Origin of the sequence: Agrobacterium fabrum str. C58, assembly GCF_000092025.1 — a bacterium.
GTDB classification, from domain to species: Bacteria; Pseudomonadota; Alphaproteobacteria; order Rhizobiales; family Rhizobiaceae; genus Agrobacterium; species Agrobacterium fabrum.
Genome location: NC_003062.2, coordinates 2,631,510 through 2,649,496 on the forward strand (window position 1 = coordinate 2,631,510; position 17,987 = coordinate 2,649,496).

Sequence of the window (17,987 nt, forward strand, 5' to 3'; positions counted from 1 at the left end):
TTCGAATTTAATCGATTGGTTCACGAATTTTTTTTGGATTTTTTCATGTCAAAATAAAAAATCGAGCGTTTCCAAGATTTACGCCCTCAAAATATTTACCTTTACGTAATTCAGAAAAGGTGTAATTTACGAGCGGTTAACCAATAAAACCGGAGCATGAAGCTCATGTTACAGCGCCGAATCGCCGCCCTGATCATGATGGTTGCAGGCGCCATTTTAACCTTTGTGCCACCGGCAGCGGCAGAAGATTTTTATGGCCGCCACCCATATCGGCATCATCAATCCGAAGTAAGCTTCTCTACCGATGGGTTGCCATCCGCCCTGCCCGGCGGCACCTATGTCGGCGGCATATCGGCCCTGCGGGTGCGTGGAAACGGCAATTATTTCGCGATCAGCAGCGGATTTTCACGAAAAGGTATTACGGATCGAGCGGGCCTGCAACTTGCGCCCAAGGCGAAAATCATCTCTGTCCATGCCGAAAACGCAGACGATGCCTGCGCATACGAACATGGCGTCTGCATCATCAGGCCCTGATCAGATAAAACGCCACACCGTGGTCTTCTTCACGTCGCTGTCTTCCAGCGCCCGCGTCACCGGCACCTGATAGGTCGCCTCGGCGCGAAGCCGCTCTTTGGGCAGATAGGCCCGTCCCGGATCGCCGACGAGCACGATCATACCCTTCTCCGTCAGCTCCACAAACCACGGCACGAGAAGATCGGCAAAAGCGCGGTCGTAGAACACGTCGCCAGCCAAGAGGACATCGGCATCGACCGGCTTGCCGACGAGGTCGAGCCCCGTAAAACCGATATCCACGCCATTGAGCGCCGCATTCAAGCGAATGGCCGTTTCCGTCCACGGATCGATGTCGGCAGCGAGAACCTTTGCTGCACCGGCCTTTGCCGCCGCGATGGCAACCAGACCGGAGCCACTGGCGAAATCCAGCACACGCTTGCCGCAAACGCTTTCAGGGTGATCGAGAATATAACGGGCAAGCCCCTGCCCGCCGGCCCAGGCGAAGGCCCAGAAGGGCGGCGGCAGGCCGATCTCCTCCAGTTCCTCCTCCGTCTTCAGCCAAAGCTCGTGCGCCTCGGTGGCGAGATGAAGACGCAATTCCGGCACATGCGGCGGATGCATGATGGCAGCATTGTCGAGAATGAAGCGCTCGGGATCGGTCCTCACCGAAGCATCAGTCCGGCGATTTCGGCGGATTGGCGAGGCCGCCCATGCGGCAGACCTCAAGATATTCCTCTTCCGTCACCGGCTGCACGGAAAGCCGCATCGAGGTGACGAGCGACATCTTTTCGAGCTTTGGGTTCGCCTTCACATCCTTCAGGGAAACCGGCTGCGGCATATCGCAGACGGCGCGGATATCAACGCAATCCCACTTCAGATCACCCTCCGCAGTCGAATCCGGATGCGACAAGGCACAGACTTCGACGATACCGACGACATCCAGCCCCTCATTGGAGTGATAGAAGAAACCCTTGTCGCCGATCTTCATGGCGCGCATGTTGTTGCGGGCCTGATAGTTGCGCACGCCGGTCCATTCTTCGCCGGTCTCGCCCTTGGCCTTCTGCATTTCCCAGGACCACTTGAACGGCTCGGACTTGTACAGCCAATAATTCGCCATCTCCGGTCACGCTCCCGGATTGTTGAAGACCCAGTTATAGGGCTTCACATCCACGCTCTCGAACAGGCCGGCCTTGGCATAGGGATCGGCATCGGCGAGAGCCTTCGCCGCATCGATATCGGACGCCTCCACGATCACAAGGCTGCCATTCGGCTTGCCTTCGGCATCCAGAAACGGGCCGGCGATCTTCAGCGTGCCCTCGGCGTTCAGCCTGTTCAGATGCTCCAGATGAGCGGGGCGCGTTTCCATGCGCACGTTCAGATGGCCGGGCTTGTCCTTGCAGATAAAGGCAAACAGCATTGTCGTCTCCTTGCTAGAGCATGTCTCCCAAATGGGTCAGCGGTTTGGGACCAGGACATGCGTAAAATATTATTCGACCGCCTCACCTCATTCGGTGGTGATCGGCCGTGTCATCAATTGTTGCATGGCGCTCGCCACATCCAGATTGCCATCAATAATGGCGGCCACCGCCTCGGTCACCGGCATGTCGATTGCGTGGTGTTCGCCGAGCCGAGCGGCAACGGCTGCCGCAAAGGCACCCTCCACCAGCCCGCCGGACATGTCCTTGCCCTCACCCCGGCCAAGCGCGATGCCGAAACGCAGGTTGCGCGACTGGTGGCTGGTGGCGGTCAGCACCAGATCGCCGAGGCCGGAAAGACCGCGCACCGTATCGGCCTTGCCGCCCATGGCGACGATGAGACGAGACATTTCGGCAAGCCCACGCGAAATCAGCGCCGCCCGGGCGGAATCGCCGAGCCCCGCTCCTTCGACAATGCCGGCGGCAATGGCGAGAACATTCTTCAGCGCACCGCCAAGCTGCACGCCGATGCGGTCCGTCGAGGCATAAAGCCGGAAGGTCTTGCCCGAAATCGTGGTCGCCAGCCGTTCGGCAACCGTGGCGTCCTCCGCCGCAATCGCCATGGCGGTCGGCAAGCCGCGCGCGATATCGGCAGCAAAGCCCGGCCCGGACAGAACAGCAATGGGATGATGCGGCAGTTCCGTCTCCAGAAGTTCCGTCAGCAGACGACCGGAGTTGCGGTCGATACCTTTCGCGCAGGTGACGATGATAGAGTCACTGGCCAGATAAGGGCCATAGTGTTGGGCCGCGTCGGCATGGGCCTGCGAAGGCATGGCGAACAACACGATACTGGCGCCAGCCAGCACGTCAGGCTCGGCCGAGAATCCAAGTGCATCCGGCAACTCCACACCCGGTAGGGCGGCCTCGTGTACGCGTTCGTTCCTTAGATCGGCCATCAGCGACGGATCGCGGCCGAGCAGGGTCACATCATGCCGGTTTTCCAGCGCGATGACGACGGCAAGCGCGGTTCCGAAGGCACCGGCGCCGATGACGACGATTTTTTCCCGCTGCATCAGGCCTTGGCTCCCCTTTTACCGAAACCAATCAATGTCTCCGCGCTACCGTCAAGCGGCCAGCGAGAGCGCGGCGCGACCTCAAGCGCATCGGCTTGCCTGCCTTCCGCCATGCGCTCCAGACCCGCCCAGGCGATCATCGCAGCATTATCGGTGCAAAGCCGGTGCGGCGGCGCGACGAAGCGGAAGCCGTGTGTATCGCAAAGTGCCTGCAGGGTCTGGCGGATTTCCTGGTTGGCGGCTACGCCGCCGGCCACCACAAGAGCCGGTTCTCCATTGATATGCGGAAATTCTACTTTGAAACGCGCAAGGCCACGGCCGATACGGTCTTTCAGGGTGCGCGACACCGCCTTCTGGAAGGAGGCGCAGATATCGGCAATATCCTGCTCCGAAAGCGGCGCGATGGCGGTCGCAGCCTGCCGCACCGCTGTCTTCAAGCCCGAGAAGGAAAAATCGAGCCGTGCTTCCCCAACCATCGGGCGCGGGAGCGGAAAACGGTCCGGGTCACCCTTCGCCGCCGCGTTCTCGACGGCAGGCCCACCGGGATAGGGCAGCCCGAGAAGTTTGGCGGTCTTGTCGAAGGCCTCGCCGAGCGCGTCGTCGATGGTGGTGCCCCAGCGCTCGTATTCCCCCACCCCGCGCACCAGCACCAGTTGGGTGTGACCGCCGGAGACGAGCAACATCAGATAGGGAAAAGACAGACCATCGGTCAGTCGCGCCGTCAGCGCGTGGCCTTCCAGATGATTGATGGCGTAGAGCGGTTTGCCGGCCGCCTTGGCGATGGCCTTGCCGGTCATCAGCCCCACCAGTAGCCCACCGATGAGCCCAGGGCCGGAGGTGGCTGCAATGGCGTCGACATCGGCAAGCTTGACGCCCGCCTGATCCAGCGCTTCTTCCACCAGCGTGTCCAGCGCCTCGACATGGGCGCGCGCAGCAATTTCCGGCACCACACCGCCATAGGCACTGTGTTCCTCAAGCTGCGACAAAACGACATCGGAGACGATCTCGCCACGCCCGTCCGCATGCCGAACCACAATGGATGCAGCGGTTTCGTCACAGCTTGTCTCTATGCCGAGAATACGAAGAAAGGGGGGCATCAAATCTGTTCGTTCATTGCGATCATGCGCTGAGTTGGTCTAAGACAACTCCGGTAACAATGGATAGACGCGGATGCAAACAAAACCTTTCCGAATCGGCACACGCGGCAGCCCGCTGGCGCTCGCGCAGGCTTATGAGACCCGCAGCCGGCTGATGGCGGCACACGGTCTTCCGGAAGAGATGTTCGAAATCGTCGTGCTCTCCACCAAGGGCGACCGGATCACCGACCGCGCCTTGTCGGAAATCGGCGGCAAGGGCCTGTTCACGGAGGAACTGGAAAACCAGCTCCTGTCCGGCGAACTCGATATTGCCGTGCATTCCTCCAAGGACATGCCGACGGTTTTGCCTGAGGGCTTGCATCTTTCAGCTTTCCTGCCGCGTGAAGACATGCGCGACGCCTTCATTGGTCGCACGGCACCGAAGCTTCTGGAGCTGCCGCAGGGCGCCGTTGTCGGCTCCGCCTCTCTGCGCCGCCAGGCACTGATCCGCCGCCTGCGCCCGGATCTCAACGTCATCGTTTTCCGCGGTCTGGTCGACACGCGTCTGCGCAAGCTCGAAGAAGGCCAGGCGGATGCGACGCTTCTTGCCTTTGCCGGCCTGAAGCGGCTCGGCAAGGACAACGTGCCGACGGAAATTCTCGATCCAAAAGAATTCCCGCCCGCTCCGGCCCAAGGCGCGATCGGGGTCGAGAGCCGCATCGGTGACGCCCGCATGGATAAATTGCTGGCTCCCATAAACGACAGGCCCACTTATGACGCCGTGACCTGTGAGCGTGCCTTTCTGGCAGCGCTTGACGGTTCCTGTCGTACCCCCATTGCCGGTTACGCCACCTGCGAAGGTGATAACCTGCATTTTTCCGGCCTGATCCTTACCCCCGATGGCCAGACAAGCCACGGCGTCGAAATCTCCGGCAACCGCAGGGACGCCTTGATACTGGGGAAAAAGGCCGGCGAAGAGGTGCGCGCCAAAGCGGGCAGCAATTTCTTCGAAGGCTGGAGCTGAGCCGGTGCGGATCGTCGTCACCCGGCCGCAGCGTTCGGGCGAAAGGACGGCTGCAAAGCTTGAAGCGCTTGGCCATGCGCCGGTGCTTCTGCCGCTGTTTCATCCCATCCATCATGGCGAACGCGCCACCTCGGCGCTGTCCGATCCGGCGGGCGCTATCGCGGTGACCAGCGCTGAAGCCTTGCGGGCGCTGGCAACGTGCGAAGAACAGCTTGCCCCCTATCTGTCGAAACCGCTTTTCGCCGTCGGCGGGGCAACGGCGGAAGCAGCGCAAGAAACCGGCTTCGAGCAGATATTCACCGCCTCCGGAGATGCTCTGGGTCTGACCGTGCTGGTGAAACAGCACCGCGCTTTTTTGACTGAAGAAGAACCCTTGCTCTATCTCGCCGGCAGGCCACGTGGCTCCGTCTTCGAAGAGGGCCTTGCCGCCGCGGGCATTCCCTTCAGAACGGTCGACTGTTACGAGATGCTGCCCTCGGATATCTCCGAAAACACGCTCGAAACGACGCTTCTCGACACGACCGCCGATATGGTCCTGCTCTATTCCTCTGAAGCGGCGCGGGCCTTTTTCCATCATGTATCGGCGGATAAATACGTGACGGCGCTGGCGGCGACAAAATTCATCTGCATCAGCCGCAACGTGCTGTTTCTGGTTCCGGAAATCTTCCGCGCAAATGCCAAGGCCGCCGAAGAGCCGAGCGAAGCCGCGATGTTCGAACTTCTGCACCATAACTCTGGAACCTAATTCGACCTCACCTCTTTCCTTTGCCGCCGTCACTGACTAGGTTTAGAGTATTGCAGGCAGAAATGAGGTTGTCATGGTATCGGGAAAGCCGCCACGCCACTCCAAGTCCAAAGCCGAACCGGTCACAATCGACCTGGACGCGAAAGACGTGAAAGCAATTTCTGCCGAAGGAGACGCTGCCAGAACGGACGACAAGGCCGGTGACCAAACGCCGGTCGCTAAGGCAGAGCCGAGCGTTGAAGAAACAAAGCCCGCAGCAGCCGATCCCGCGCCCGTTTGGGACCAGCCGAAAAAATCCCCCCTCGAGCCAGAACCGAATGTCGGCAAGACGGACTCATCGCTTGGCGCACCGAAGGCGGAAAGCCCTGCGGACAAGCCAAAAGAGCCCGTTTCACCAGCTGCCGTACCGCCAAAAGCCGATGCCAAACCGGCAACTACCGCATACGGCGCGAGCGCCTCTTCGGCTGCCGCAGCCGCTTCGAAACCGGCCTTTGGCTCCACAGCCTCCACCAGCGCATCCGGCAGCGCCGCCGCAGCTGCAAAACCCTCACCGGCCACCGCCTCATCTGGACCGGCCAAACCCTCCACGCCACAACAGGTTGAACGTAAACAGGCCGCAACCTCGGGCTTGATCGCCGCCGGCATCGTTGGCGGTCTCGTAGCGCTGGCCGCCGCTGGCAGCATGCAATATGCAGGCATCCTGCCTTCCTTTACCGCGGGCGAGGCCGGAAGCGATGAAATCGCAGCCCTGAAATCCGATATCGGCGGCCTGCGGCAGCAGCTCGCCAATGCTCCGGCGGCAGACACATCGACGCTGGAACAGCGCATCGCAACGCTGGAAGCCGCGAAGAGTGAAGCGCCGCAGGTAGATGGGCTTTCGGAAAAAATCACTGCTCTGGAAGCTGCCCTGCAATCGGAGCGATCCGCGCAGGCCTCCGCCACATCAGAACTGACGCGCCGCCTTGCGGATGTGGAAACCAAGCTCAACGAGCCACGCGACGATATCGAAGTCGCCCGTGCGATTGCATCGGCCGCACTGAAGGCAGCGATCGATCGCGGTGGACCGTTCCTCACAGAACTCGACACGCTCTCCAAGGTGACGCCTGACGATCCGGCCATCGCATCGCTGCAATCCTTCGCCGCCACGGGCGTGCCGTCGCGTTCGGAGCTGATGCAGAAATTCCCTGATGTCGCCAATGCGATGCTGTCGGCCATCAACCAGCCCGATCCCAATCAGGGCATCATGGAGCGCCTGACCGAAAGCGCCTTTTCGCTGGTGAAAGTTCGTCCGGTTGGAAATATAGAGGGTGAGACAGCCGACGCGATGATCGCGCGCATGGAGAACAAGCTGCGCAACGGCGATCTGCAGGGTGCCGCTCTTGAATGGAACGGGCTTCCCGAGGCGGCCAAGGCGGCATCCGCCGATTACAAGAAATCTCTGGATGCGCGTATCGAGGTCGAAAATCTGGTGGGCGGCACGTTGAACCGTGCCATCACCAGCACCGGCAGGCAGGGGTAAGCGCATGATCAGAATTCTGACTTTCGCCGTTATCGTTCTGGCGCTTGGTTTCGGTTTCTCCTGGCTGGCGGACAGGCCAGGCGCGCTTTCCATCGTCTGGCAGGGCCAGCTGATCGAAATGAGCCTGATGGTCGCCGCCTCGATCATCGCGGCGCTGGTTGCCGCCGTCATGCTCATCTGGTGGGTAGTCAACGCCGTCTGGACCTCGCCCAATGCCGCTCGCCGCTATTTTCGCGCCCGCAAGCGTGACCGCGGTTATCAGGCCCTGTCCACCGGCCTCATCGCCGCCGGGGCCGGCAATGCCATTCTCGCCCGCAAGATGACAGCCCGCACGCAGGGGTTGCTCAGCGCCGATCAGGAGCCGCTGATCCACCTGCTCGATGCGCAGGCCGATCTCATCGAAGGCAAATATGACGAGGCGCGCCGCAAGTTCGAGGCCATGGCCCGCGACCCGGAAACCCGAGAACTTGGCCTTCGCGGCCTTTATATCGAGGCGCGCCGGCAGGGCGCTTATGAAGCCGCCCAGCAATATGCCGAGGACGCAGCGGAAAAGGCCCCCTATCTGCCGTGGGCTGCGCAGGCGACGCTGGAAAACCGTTGTCGCAACGGACAATGGGACGATGCCATCCGCCTGCTCGACCAGCAGAAGGCGGCAAGCGTGATCGAGCGTGGTGAAGCGGAACGGCTGAAAGCCGTGCTTCTCACCGCCAAGGCCGGCGAAAAGCTGGAAAGCGATCCGGTGAGCGCGCGAGAGGATGCCAAACATGCCCTCAAGCTCGCAAAAGGCCTCGTTCCGGCGGCACTGATCGCGGCAAAATCCTATCTGCGTGAAGACAATCTGCGCAAGGCGGCCACGGTTCTGGAACCCGTGTGGAAGAACGAACCGCATCCGCAGATCGCCCAGCTTTATGTTCGCGCCCGCAGCGGCGATACCGCCATAGACCGGCTGAAACGTGCCGAACGGCTGGAAAGCCTGAAACCCAACAATATCGAATCGCTGTTCGCCGTGGCGCAGGCGGCGCTCGACGCCAAGGAATTCGCCAAGGCGCGGGCCAAGGCCGAGGCCGCCGCGCGGATCGAGCCACGCGAAAGCATCTTCCTGCTGATGGCCGACATCGAGGAGGCCGAAACCGGTGATCAGGGCCGGGTGCGCTACTGGATGGCACAGGCGCTGCGCGCGCCGCGTGATCCAGCCTGGGTGGCCGATGGCATCGTTTCGGAAAAATGGTTGCCGGTGTCGCCCGTCACTGGCCGTCTGGATGCCTTCGAATGGAAAGCGCCTTTTGGCCAGCTCGAAGGCCCCGTCGAAGACCTGACAATCGAAAACGCGATTGCCGCAGCGCCCGCAAGGGCCGAACCGGCTGTAAAGACAATCATTGTCGAAGCCGCCCCGGAGACGCGTGCGGAGCCGAAACCCGCCCCGGCCACGCCGATCGAGGTGAAGCCGATCGTATCTACCGCGAAGGAGAATAAGCCCGTCCCGATCGAAGCGCCGGTGGGAACCGATGCGTCGGATAAAAAAGCGGACGCCGTGCCGTTTTTCGGTGGCGCGCCGGATGATCCGGGTGTCAAGAAATCCGGCGCGGAAGCCGAACCCAAGACCCGGCTCAAACTCTTCTGACCAACAGGCTATCGATGTTCCAGCAAATACAGTCGTTCCTTCAGAACCTCGTCGGCCCGAATGCGGGTGATTTCAGCCCTGATGATCTGAGGGTAGCGGTTGCCGCCCTCTGTTTCCAGGTAATGGAAGCGGATGGCACGGTCTCGAAAAGCGAGCGTCACCGCCTGCGTGAAATCCTGCATGAATATTACCATCTCGATGGCGGCAAGCTCGATGCCCTTCTCACCGCCGGTCAGGAGGCCGGCAAGGAGGCCGTCGATTATTACCGCTTCACCGCCGATATCCGCCGCCATCTCGATGAAGATCAGCGCGTGGAGCTTATTGGAATATTATGGGATATTGTTTACGCTGACGGCGAACGAAGCGAAATGGAAGATCATGTGATCTGGCGGGTAGCCGATCTGCTTGGTGTTTCCGTGCGCGACAGGGTTCTGCAACGTCAGCAGGCCGCCACGAGGTCCGGGCCCGCTGAAGAAAGCGAAAACGAAGACGATGCTGTTTGACCCCTCCAGGCAACAGAGAGAACAACCTTCGCTGCTAGTCGTCCTGCATCAGGAACGCTCCACGCCTGGCCGCGTCGGCCAGATACTCGTGGAAAAAGGGTACCGCCTCGACATAAGACGCCCCGCACTGGGTGATGATTTGCCACAGACGCTGGAACGCCATGCCGGTGCCATCATCTTCGGCGGCCCGATGAGCGCGAATGACCCGCATGATTATGTCAAAGCCGAAATCGACTGGCTGAAAGTGCCGCTGAAGGAAAACAAGCCCTTTCTCGGTATCTGTCTCGGCGCGCAGATGCTGTCCAAACATCTGGGCGGCAAGGTGGAGGCAGACAGGGACGGCAAGGTGGAAATCGGCTGGTATCCACTTCACGCCACCGAACACGGGCGGCTTTTGATGCCGCATTGGCCGAAGATGGTCTATCATTTCCACAAGGAAGGGTTCGAACTGCCGCGCGGCGCCGAGCTTCTGGCTTCAGGCGAGACCTATCCCAACCAGGCCTATCGTTACGGAAAAAATGCCTGGGGTCTGCAGTTTCACGCCGAACTCACCCGCGCCATGATGCATAGCTGGGTGGTGCGCGGCGCGCAGCGTTTCGGCATGCCCAATGCGCAGGTCGGCAGCCAGCATCTGGAAGGCCGCATGCTGTTCGACACACCGCTCCGGGCATGGCTTGGCAATTTTCTCGATCTGGTCTTTGAAGGCAAGCCGCAGCGCTGAGACCTTACGGGGTTATTGAGGCGCGTCCAGATTGTCGATCTTGCGCAGCTTGGTAAAACCAAGCGCCCAGATAACCGCCACCGCAAGCGTCCCTGCCCCGCCGATAACGACGGCCGGCACAGCACCCACGACATGGGCCATTGTGCCGGCGCGGAACTCACCCAGTTCGTTCGATGCGCCGACAAATACCATGTTCACGGCATTCACGCGGCCGCGCACCTCATCCGGCGTCCAGAGCGCAATCAGGGTCTCGCGCACATAAACCGACACCATGTCCGATGCCCCCATGACCACCAGCGCTGCGATGGACAGCCACGCGGTTTGCGAGAGCCCGAAGACCACGGTGGAAACACCGAAGAGGCCGACGCCGACAAACATCAGCAGTCCGGCACGGTGCCGGATCGGCTTGAACGCCAGAATGACCGCAACCGTGATCGCCCCGATGCCGGGAGCGGCGCGCAAAAGCCCGAGACCCCAGGGCCCGAGTGTCAGCACTTCCTTGGCAAAGATCGGCATCAACGCGACAGCACCGCCCAGCAGGACAGCGAAAAGGTCGAGCGAGATCGCGCCGAGGACGATCTTCTCCTGCGAGATGAACTTGAACCCGGCCAGCATGGTTTCCAGGCTGATGGCTTTTGCCGGCCCGCGTTGTTCCGGCTTGCGGATCGCCACCGCCAGCGTTGCGGACACGATGAACAGCACGAACGCCACGCTATAGGCGACGGACGCACCGAGGCCATAAAGCAGACCACCCGCAACCGGGCCGAGGATCGACGCCATCTGCCAGGAAGACGAATTCCAGGCGATCGCGTTCGGCAAATCTTCGACGGGCACGAGATTGGGCGCCAGCGACTGAACCGCCGGCCCCATGAAGGCCCGCTCAATGCCAAAGACGACGAGAATGGCGAAAACCGGCCAGGGGGAAAAGCTTTGCGTCAGCGTGAGACCGAGGAGCGCCACAGCACAGAGCGCCGCCATCAACAGACATATCGCCATGATGCGCCGGCGATTGTGCCGGTCGGCGACCGTTCCCGTGACAAGGATCAGAAGCAGCGACGGCAGAAACTGAAAAAGACCGATCAGGCCGAGATAAAAGGCGTTGCCTGTCACCTCATACATCTGCCAGCCAACGGAAACGCTGACGATCTGGATGGCGAAGGCCGAAAAAAACCGGGCGCTGAAGAAGCGGCGATAGGAACTATGCCGGAATGCGCCAAAACGGTTTTCGGCAGAAGGCAGGGACGACATCGGCTGGTTGCTCGCGAGACAAGATGAGAGCTTTGCAATAGAGCGATATGACAAGAATCGCCAGCCCTCAACAGCAGCATGACGAAAAGTGTGAGCGGCTTTCGTCTGGAATCCCGCGCAAAGCCTTGAATCAGATTGTGATGATCGCCGGTCGATCAGACCAAAGATCAATACGATCTGGCGGAACACTTGCCGGTTCACGCGTCAATGTCTAAATGTCTTGCAACCAAGATACGGAGATATTGATGCTTGCCCTGTTTCAGACCATCGATCTGGCCTTGAACCTCTACACATGGGTGCTGATCGCCAGTGCTATTTTTTCCTGGCTTTACGCCTTCAACGTCATCAATTCCCGCAACCAGTTCGTGAACGCCATCGGGAGTTTCCTGGTGAATGTCACGGAACCGGCCCTGCGCCCCATCCGCCGCATTCTGCCCAATCTCGGCGGTATCGACATCTCGCCGATCATCCTGCTCCTGATCATCTTCTTCATCCGCTCCTTCATGTGGAACACGCTTTACCCGATGACTGTTTGAGCGGCCTCTGGCGAAAACACGATGATCATGTCCGCCTGTCCGTTCGCCTGACCCCGAACGGCGGGCGTGATGCGATTGACGGCGTGGAGCAGGATGCGGATGGAAACGCGCATCTGAAAGCCCGTGTCAGCGCCGTGCCGGAAGGCGGCAAGGCGAACAAGGCCCTCATTGTTTTGCTGGCAAAAAAACTCGGCCTGCCCAAGTCTTCCATTACCTTCATCTCAGGCGAAACAGCGCGCAAAAAAATCCTCCGGATCGATACCGACCCGGAGGATTTCGAAAAGCTCTTTAAAAAGCTGGCGGGCTAGGGCTATCAGCCCTGCGTCTTGTAACGCTCGATGGCTTCGACGATCAGCTTCTTGGCGACGTCGACATCCTGCCAGCCGCCCATCTTCACCCACTTGCCGGGCTCCAGATCCTTGTAGTGCTCGAAGAAATGCTCGATCTGCTTCAGCGTGATTTCCGGCAGGTCGGTGTAGTTATGGACCTTGTCGTAACGCTGCGTCAGCTTCGGAGCCGGCACGGCGAGGATTTTCTCGTCCTTGCCGCCATCATCTTCCATGATCATCACGCCGATGGGGCGGACATTGATCACGCAGCCGGGAACCAGCGGACGGGTGTTGCAGATGAGAACATCGATCGGGTCGCCATCGTCGGACAGGGTGTGCGGCACGAAGCCATAGTTACCCGGATAGGTCATCGGCGTGTAGAGGAAGCGATCGACGATCAGCGCACCCGCGTCCTTGTCCATCTCGTACTTGATCGGATGGCCACCGACCGGCACTTCAACGATAACGTTTATGTCATCCGGCGGGTTCTTGCCTATGGAAATTGCATCGATACGCATTCGCTTCCCTCAATTCGACGGGTTGGATTTGGTTTTCGATACTGGGAAAGTCGCCGTATTGCAACATGGCTTTGAGCGGATAAGACAGAATGCCGGATTTGAGGTTATCGCGATTACGCATGGCGGCCGCAAAAAACCATACCATCACGTAATCCATCCGCAGCTCTTGTCAGTTCCAGACGAAACCGATCTTGCGTAACGACTTGCCGCCGAAATCTTCCATGCCTTCGGCAATGTCGCGGCCGCCATGCGAACGGAAGAATCGATTGGCGACGTCACTGTCTTCGAGGCACCAAACGACGATGCCATTGCAGCCGAGTGACGTCAGCAGCCTGCGGGCCTCCGTGAACAGCAGCGAGCCGAGCCCGATGCCCTGATATTCCGGCCGCAGATAAAGTTCGTAGATCTCGCCGTCATGCGGCAACCCGCGCGCGCGGCTAAGACCGAGCGTCGCATATCCGGCAACCACACCGGCCACTTCCACCACCAGCATGGTAGCAGAGCCTCTTGTCGCCTTCTTCCACCAGCCTTCACCCCGGCGCTCCAGCATCTGCGTCAACGGCCGGTGCGGAATAAGCCCCGCATAGGCCTGTTGCCACGACAGACGGTGCGCCTCGGAGATGGCACGCGCATCATGCGGCTCGGCACGGCGAACATCGATGGATAACGTTTTCATAACGCGATTCTGGCCCCGACCGCGGAAACTTGCCAGTCATAAAGGTTAACGCCGGCAGGCTTACCCACAGCCTATTCATGTGGACGACCAGGAAAAATTAACGCATCCTTAACCTTTCGCACAAGCACCTTTCGACTCATGCACACATAAAAACGAAAGCATAAAAAAACCCGGCTCAAGGCCGGGTTTTTCAAATTCGTGCCGCCTAGCCGCAATCAGATTGCGAGCTTGGCCTTTTCAAAACGCTTGCGGTCGTTGGCGTCGAGGAACATCTTGCGCAGACGGATCGACTTCGGCGTCACTTCCATCAACTCGTCTTCCTGGATCCAGGAAAGAGCGCGGTCGAGTGTCATGCGGATCGGCGGCGTCAGCTTGACGGCTTCATCCTTGCCGGCGGCGCGGATGTTGGTCAGCTGCTTGCCCTTCAACACGTTCACTTCGAGATCGTTGTCGCGCGTGTGAATACCGATGATCATGCCGGCATAAACCTTCTCACCCGGCTCGATGATCATCGGGCCGCGATCTTCCAGGTTGAACATGGCATAGGCAACAGCCTCGCCCGAACCATTGGACAGGAGAACGCCGTTGACGCGACCGGCAATCTGGCCCTTGAAGGGCTGATAGTCGTGGAACAGACGGTTCATGATGGCCGTACCGCGCGTGTCGGTCAGCAGTTCCGACTGGTAGCCGATCAGGCCACGGGTCGGAGCGTAGAACTTCAAACGAACGCGATTGCCGCCGGAAGGACGAAGCTCGGCCATTTCAGCCTTGCGCTCCGACATCTTCTGAACGACGACGCCGGAATGCTCTTCGTCAACGTCGATCACGACTTCTTCGATCGGCTCCAGCAGGGTGCCGTTCTCATCCTTGTGCATCACGACCCGCGGACGCGAAACGGCAAGCTCGAAGCCTTCGCGACGCATGGTTTCGATCAGAACCGCCAGCTGCAATTCGCCACGGCCGGAAACGAAGAACGAATCCTTGCCTTCGGCCTCTTCGATCTTCAGCGCAACGTTGCCTTCGGCTTCCTTGAACAGACGGTCGCGGATGACGCGGCTGGTAACCTTGTCGCCTTCGGTGCCGGCGAGCGGGCTATCGTTAACGATGAACGACATGGTGACGGTCGGCGGATCGATCGGCTGCGCGGTCATCGCCTCGGTGACGGACGGATCGCAGAAGGTATCGGCAACGGTACCCTTGGAAAGACCGGCAATGGCAACGATGTCACCGGCATGGGCTTCTTCGATGGCCGTGCGCTCGATACCGCGGAAGGCAAGGATCTTGGAAATACGGCCAGTTTCGATCAGCTTGCCGTCCTGACCCAGAACCTTCACGGCCTGGTTCGGCTTGATGGAACCAGAAGCGATACGGCCGGTAATGATACGACCGAGGAAGGGGTTGGCTTCGAGGATCGTGCCGATCAGACGGAACGGACCTTCTTCGACCTTGGGCTCCGGAACATGTTCGAGAACCAGATCAAGCAGCGGTGCGAGACCCTGATCCTTCGGACCTTCCGGGTTGACGTTCATCCAGCCGTCACGACCAGAACCGTAGAGGATCGGGAAGTCGAGCTGCTCGTCGGTGGCGTCAAGGTTTGCAAAGAGGTCGAAAACTTCGTTGATGACTTCTTCATGACGGCCATCCGGACGGTCGATCTTGTTGATCGCAACGATCGGGCGAAGACCGACCTTCAGCGCCTTGGAAACCACGAACTTGGTCTGCGGCATCGGGCCTTCGGAACTATCGACCAGAACGATCGCGCCATCCACCATCGACAAGATACGCTCGACTTCGCCGCCGAAGTCGGCGTGGCCGGGGGTGTCGACGATGTTGATGCGAACACCCTTCCACTCCACCGAGGTCGCCTTGGCGAGAATGGTGATGCCGCGTTCCTTTTCGAGGTCGTTGCTGTCCATCACGCGCTCTGCAACGCGCTGGTTATCGCGGAACGAGCCGGACTGCTTCAGAAGCTCGTCCACGAGCGTCGTTTTTCCATGGTCAACGTGCGCGATGATCGCGATGTTGCGAAGTGCCATTGTTCAAAATCTCTGAGGTTGGGCGCTATATTGAGGAGAAGCACCAATTTAGTTTGGCGCGCTCATAACCTTTTTTTTGCAAATGCGAAAGGGGGGCTCATGTCATAAGCCCCCTGCGCTCAGGTTCTAGCTGAGAATTATGACAGTCTCTTATACGAGACCGCGCTTCAAAAGCATCGCATCCGGGCTCGGCATCTTGCCGCGGAACGCGAGATAAGCCTCTTCAGGATCGATCGAGCCCCCGACGGAATAGATATTATCCTTCAGCCTGCGCGCCATCTCGCCATCAAAAGCGTTGCCGGTTTCCTCAAAGGCGGCAAAGGCATCGGCATCGAGAACTTCCGACCACATGTAGGAATAATAACCGGCGGAATAACCGTCGCCCGAAAACACATGCTGGAAATGCGGCGTCGCGTGCCGCATGACGATGGATTTTGGCATATTGAGGCCAGAAAGTACCTCACCCTGAACCGCCATCGGATCGGCAACGCTGTCACGGGTGTGAAACGCCATATCGACGATCGCCGAAGAGGTGAATTCCACCGTGTTGAAACCGGCATTGAAGGTCTGCGCGGCCAGAACCTTGTCCAGCAGCGCCTTCGGCATCGGCGCACCAGTCTCATAGTGCAGCGCGTATTTTTCGAGAATTTCCGGCACCGTCAGCCAATGTTCGTAAAGCTGGGACGGCAATTCGACGAAATCGCGCGAGACACCCGTTCCGGATACCGAGGGATAGGTGACATCGGACAACATGCCATGCAAGGCGTGGCCGAATTCATGGAACAGCGTGCGCGCATCGTCGAGCGAAAGCAGCGCCGGTTTTCCTTCGGCTGGTTTCGCGAAATTGCAGACATTGTAGATGATCGGGATTTCACCGACCGTGCCGTCCTTCAGCGGCAGCTTGTGCTGCGACTGGAAGGAGCTCATCCAGGCGCCTGATCGTTTGGAGGGGCGGGCGAAATAGTCGCCGAGGAACATGGCCTTCAGATCGCCCTTGTTATCGCGGATTTCGAAAATTCGCACATCCGGGTGATAGCCCACAACGCCCTTCACTTCGACCGCATGAATTCCAAACAGCCGCTCTGCCACATCGAAACAGGCTTCGATGATCTTTTCCAGCTGCAGATAGGGCTTCAATTCCGCCTCGGAGAAATTGAATTTCTGTGCCCGGAGCTTTTCGGCATAATGCCGCCAGTCCCACGGCAGCACCTCGTGGTTCTTGCCTTCCTCGGCGATGATGGCGGCAAGTCCAGCCTCTTCCTCACCGGCCCGTTGAACGGCTTTTTCCCAGACCTGACGGAGAAGACCGTTCACCGCATCCGGCGTCTTCGCCATCGTATCATCCAGCTTATAGGCAGCGAAATTCGCATAACCAAGAAGTTTTGCCTTTTCCTCGCGCAGTTCGAGGGTGCGGCGGACGATCTCGCGATTGTCGGTCTCGCCACCGTTCTCGCCCCGCGCCACCCAGGCCTTGAAGGCCTGTTCGCGCAGGTCGCGCCGTTCTGAAAAAGTCAGGAAGGGCTCGATGATCGAGCGGGAAAGGGTAACGGCAAATTTGCCGTCCTCCCCGTGCTCGCCGGCTGCCCCCGCCATAGCGTCGCGCAGGAAGCCGGGGATGCCCGCAAGCTCTTCATCCGTGGAAAGCAAAAGCTTCCAGCTCTTCTCATCCGCCAGCACGTTCTGGCCGAATTTCGCGCCGAGACCGGCAAGCTCTTCATTGATGGCCGCCAGCCGCTCCTGCCGCTCTTTCGGCAATTTCGCACCTGAGTGGACAAAACCTTTCCAATGGCGTTCGAGAACCCGTTTTTCTTCGCCTGTCAGCCCAAGCGCCTCGCGCTTTTCCCACAGCGTGTCGATGCGCTTGAACAGCGCTTCGTTCATGCCGATCTTCGAATAATGTCGCGACATCTTTGGCGCGATTTCCCGCTCGAGCGCCTGGATCACACCATTGGTGTTGGCGCCGGCTTTGTTCCAGAACAGCGACGAGATACGCGAGAGCTCGTCACCTGCAATTTCGAGTGCGGTCACCGTGTTTTCGAAACTCGGCGCCTCTGGATTTCCCGCAATCGCATCGATTTCCTGCTCATGGGAAAAAAGCGCGGCATCGAAAGCGGGCGCAAAATCCTCATCCTTGACCGCATCGAATTTCGGCAGGCCATTATGGCCGTTCCAGTCAACCAGCGCGGGATAAAGGGCGGTCTTCAATGGCATTTCATCTTCCTTGTGCGATTCCGATTAAAATCCATATGGGCATGCCTCTAGCGTCAATTCAATATGCTAAGCGGAGGTCGAAAAATGCCGACGCTTTCTCCTGTAATCCGAGGCAATTATCAGCCCCAACGCCGACCGCCCTGCTCTGGAGCTGACGTATAGTTGAGCCGATTTTCGAGAATATGGGTCGCGTAGCATTGATTATCGCCCGGAATTTAGTAAG

At 59.5% G+C, this 17,987-nt stretch carries 19 protein-coding genes; 9 read left to right on the forward strand and 10 right to left on the reverse strand.

The features are described from left to right. Positions 1-165: 165 nt before the first annotated feature. On the forward strand, positions 166-534 hold the full coding sequence (locus tag ATU_RS12880) for a hypothetical protein (protein WP_035257985.1): 369 nt from the start codon (positions 166-168) through the stop codon (positions 532-534). On the opposite strand, the gene ATU_RS12885 is transcribed toward ATU_RS12880, so the two are convergent. The 5 genes from ATU_RS12885 to tsaD all read right to left on the reverse strand — a co-directional run bounded on the left by ATU_RS12885 (position 535) and on the right by tsaD (position 4,098). Then, positions 535-1,179: a class I SAM-dependent methyltransferase gene (locus ATU_RS12885; RefSeq protein WP_010972461.1), complete on the reverse strand. Its 645-nt coding sequence runs from the start codon at positions 1,177-1,179 to the stop codon at positions 535-537. A 7-nt stretch (positions 1,180-1,186) separates the two neighbouring features. Continuing rightward, positions 1,187-1,630 carry an EVE domain-containing protein gene (locus tag ATU_RS12890; RefSeq protein WP_010972462.1) on the reverse strand — a complete coding sequence of 148 codons (444 nt, stop codon included), beginning with the start codon at positions 1,628-1,630 and terminating at the stop codon, positions 1,187-1,189. Positions 1,631-1,636: 6 nt separating this feature from the next. Then, positions 1,637-1,930 (reverse strand): YciI-like protein, encoded by a 294-nt coding sequence (locus ATU_RS12895; protein ID WP_010972463.1) that lies wholly within the window; start codon positions 1,928-1,930, stop codon positions 1,637-1,639. An 87-nt stretch (positions 1,931-2,017) separates the two neighbouring features. Next, positions 2,018-3,001, reverse strand: coding sequence for an NAD(P)H-dependent glycerol-3-phosphate dehydrogenase (locus tag ATU_RS12900; RefSeq protein WP_010972464.1), 984 nt, complete (start codon positions 2,999-3,001; stop codon positions 2,018-2,020). Continuing rightward, positions 3,001-4,098, reverse strand: a complete 1,098-nt coding sequence (gene tsaD / locus ATU_RS12905; protein ID WP_010972465.1) for a tRNA (adenosine(37)-N6)-threonylcarbamoyltransferase complex transferase subunit TsaD — start codon at positions 4,096-4,098, stop codon at positions 3,001-3,003. The genes ATU_RS12900 and tsaD overlap by 1 nt, the downstream gene beginning before the upstream one ends. A gap of 73 nt (positions 4,099-4,171) precedes the next feature. On the opposite strand from tsaD, the gene hemC reads away from it, so the two are divergent. From hemC to ATU_RS12935, 6 genes are all read left to right on the forward strand, one after another. Beyond that, positions 4,172-5,101, forward strand: a complete 930-nt coding sequence (gene hemC / locus ATU_RS12910; RefSeq protein ID WP_010972466.1) for a hydroxymethylbilane synthase — start codon at positions 4,172-4,174, stop codon at positions 5,099-5,101. A 4-nt stretch (positions 5,102-5,105) separates the two neighbouring features. Continuing rightward, entirely contained in the window at positions 5,106-5,846 is a 741-nt protein-coding gene (locus ATU_RS12915) for a uroporphyrinogen-III synthase (RefSeq protein WP_010972467.1), read from the forward strand. 73 nt (positions 5,847-5,919) lie between these two features. Continuing rightward, positions 5,920-7,365: a COG4223 family protein gene (locus ATU_RS12920; protein WP_010972468.1), complete on the forward strand. Its 1,446-nt coding sequence runs from the start codon at positions 5,920-5,922 to the stop codon at positions 7,363-7,365. A 4-nt stretch (positions 7,366-7,369) separates the two neighbouring features. Beyond that, on the forward strand, positions 7,370-8,986 hold the full coding sequence (locus ATU_RS12925; protein ID WP_010972469.1) for a heme biosynthesis protein HemY: 1,617 nt from the start codon (positions 7,370-7,372) through the stop codon (positions 8,984-8,986). 14 nt (positions 8,987-9,000) lie between these two features. Continuing rightward, entirely contained in the window at positions 9,001-9,489 is a 489-nt protein-coding gene (locus ATU_RS12930) for a tellurite resistance TerB family protein (RefSeq protein ID WP_010972470.1), read from the forward strand. Next, entirely contained in the window at positions 9,479-10,210 is a 732-nt protein-coding gene (locus ATU_RS12935) for a glutamine amidotransferase (RefSeq protein WP_010972471.1), read from the forward strand. Before ATU_RS12930 ends, ATU_RS12935 begins: the two co-directional genes overlap by 11 nt. 12 nt (positions 10,211-10,222) lie before the next feature. On the opposite strand, the gene ATU_RS12940 is transcribed toward ATU_RS12935, so the two are convergent. Beyond that, entirely contained in the window at positions 10,223-11,458 is a 1,236-nt protein-coding gene (locus ATU_RS12940; RefSeq protein ID WP_010972472.1) for an MFS transporter, read from the reverse strand. Between the two features lie 245 nt (positions 11,459-11,703). Here ATU_RS12940 and ATU_RS12945 point away from each other — a divergent pair, with 245 nt between their 5' ends. After that, entirely contained in the window at positions 11,704-11,994 is a 291-nt protein-coding gene (locus ATU_RS12945) for a YggT family protein (protein WP_003492418.1), read from the forward strand. Further along, entirely contained in the window at positions 11,991-12,302 is a 312-nt protein-coding gene (locus ATU_RS12950; protein WP_006310821.1) for a DUF167 domain-containing protein, read from the forward strand. The genes ATU_RS12945 and ATU_RS12950 overlap by 4 nt, the downstream gene beginning before the upstream one ends. Positions 12,303-12,307: 5 nt before the next feature. Here the strand turns inward: ATU_RS12950 and ppa are convergent, their stop codons facing one another. The 4 genes from ppa to ATU_RS12970 all read right to left on the reverse strand — a co-directional run bounded on the left by ppa (position 12,308) and on the right by ATU_RS12970 (position 17,764). Next, positions 12,308-12,841, reverse strand: coding sequence for an inorganic diphosphatase (gene ppa, locus ATU_RS12955; RefSeq protein ID WP_006310823.1), 534 nt, complete (start codon positions 12,839-12,841; stop codon positions 12,308-12,310). 169 nt (positions 12,842-13,010) lie between these two features. Beyond that, positions 13,011-13,517 (reverse strand): GNAT family N-acetyltransferase, encoded by a 507-nt coding sequence (locus ATU_RS12960; protein WP_010972474.1) that lies wholly within the window; start codon positions 13,515-13,517, stop codon positions 13,011-13,013. A 215-nt stretch (positions 13,518-13,732) separates the two neighbouring features. Continuing rightward, positions 13,733-15,553 (reverse strand): translational GTPase TypA, encoded by a 1,821-nt coding sequence (gene typA / locus ATU_RS12965; RefSeq protein ID WP_006310827.1) that lies wholly within the window; start codon positions 15,551-15,553, stop codon positions 13,733-13,735. A 150-nt stretch (positions 15,554-15,703) separates the two neighbouring features. Next, complete coding sequence (locus tag ATU_RS12970; RefSeq protein ID WP_010972475.1) at positions 15,704-17,764, reverse strand: M3 family metallopeptidase; 2,061 nt, start codon at positions 17,762-17,764, stop codon at positions 15,704-15,706. Positions 17,765-17,987: the final 223 nt, after the last annotated feature.

What these genes read in the sequence shown, in the direction of transcription:
- ATU_RS12900 (WP_010972464.1), bottom strand. Translation starts at nt 3,001, where the DNA reads ATGCAGCGGGAAAAAATCGTCGTCATCGGCGCCGGTGCCTTCGGAACC.
- ATU_RS12920 (WP_010972468.1), top strand. Translation starts at nt 5,920, where the DNA reads ATGGTATCGGGAAAGCCGCCACGCCACTCCAAGTCCAAAGCCGAACCG.
- ppa (WP_006310823.1), bottom strand. Translation starts at nt 12,841, where the DNA reads ATGCGTATCGATGCAATTTCCATAGGCAAGAACCCGCCGGATGACATA.
- ATU_RS12895 (WP_010972463.1), bottom strand. Translation starts at nt 1,930, where the DNA reads ATGCTGTTTGCCTTTATCTGCAAGGACAAGCCCGGCCATCTGAACGTG.
- tsaD (WP_010972465.1), bottom strand. Translation starts at nt 4,098, where the DNA reads ATGCCCCCCTTTCTTCGTATTCTCGGCATAGAGACAAGCTGTGACGAA.
- ATU_RS12930 (WP_010972470.1), top strand. Translation starts at nt 9,001, where the DNA reads ATGTTCCAGCAAATACAGTCGTTCCTTCAGAACCTCGTCGGCCCGAAT.
- ATU_RS12935 (WP_010972471.1), top strand. Translation starts at nt 9,479, where the DNA reads ATGCTGTTTGACCCCTCCAGGCAACAGAGAGAACAACCTTCGCTGCTA.
- ATU_RS12880 (WP_035257985.1), top strand. Translation starts at nt 166, where the DNA reads ATGTTACAGCGCCGAATCGCCGCCCTGATCATGATGGTTGCAGGCGCC.
- ATU_RS12945 (WP_003492418.1), top strand. Translation starts at nt 11,704, where the DNA reads ATGCTTGCCCTGTTTCAGACCATCGATCTGGCCTTGAACCTCTACACA.
- hemC (WP_010972466.1), top strand. Translation starts at nt 4,172, where the DNA reads ATGCAAACAAAACCTTTCCGAATCGGCACACGCGGCAGCCCGCTGGCG.
- typA (WP_006310827.1), bottom strand. Translation starts at nt 15,553, where the DNA reads ATGGCACTTCGCAACATCGCGATCATCGCGCACGTTGACCATGGAAAA.
- ATU_RS12940 (WP_010972472.1), bottom strand. Translation starts at nt 11,458, where the DNA reads ATGTCGTCCCTGCCTTCTGCCGAAAACCGTTTTGGCGCATTCCGGCAT.
- ATU_RS12960 (WP_010972474.1), bottom strand. Translation starts at nt 13,517, where the DNA reads ATGAAAACGTTATCCATCGATGTTCGCCGTGCCGAGCCGCATGATGCG.
- ATU_RS12890 (WP_010972462.1), bottom strand. Translation starts at nt 1,630, where the DNA reads ATGGCGAATTATTGGCTGTACAAGTCCGAGCCGTTCAAGTGGTCCTGG.
- ATU_RS12925 (WP_010972469.1), top strand. Translation starts at nt 7,370, where the DNA reads ATGATCAGAATTCTGACTTTCGCCGTTATCGTTCTGGCGCTTGGTTTC.
- ATU_RS12970 (WP_010972475.1), bottom strand. Translation starts at nt 17,764, where the DNA reads ATGCCATTGAAGACCGCCCTTTATCCCGCGCTGGTTGACTGGAACGGC.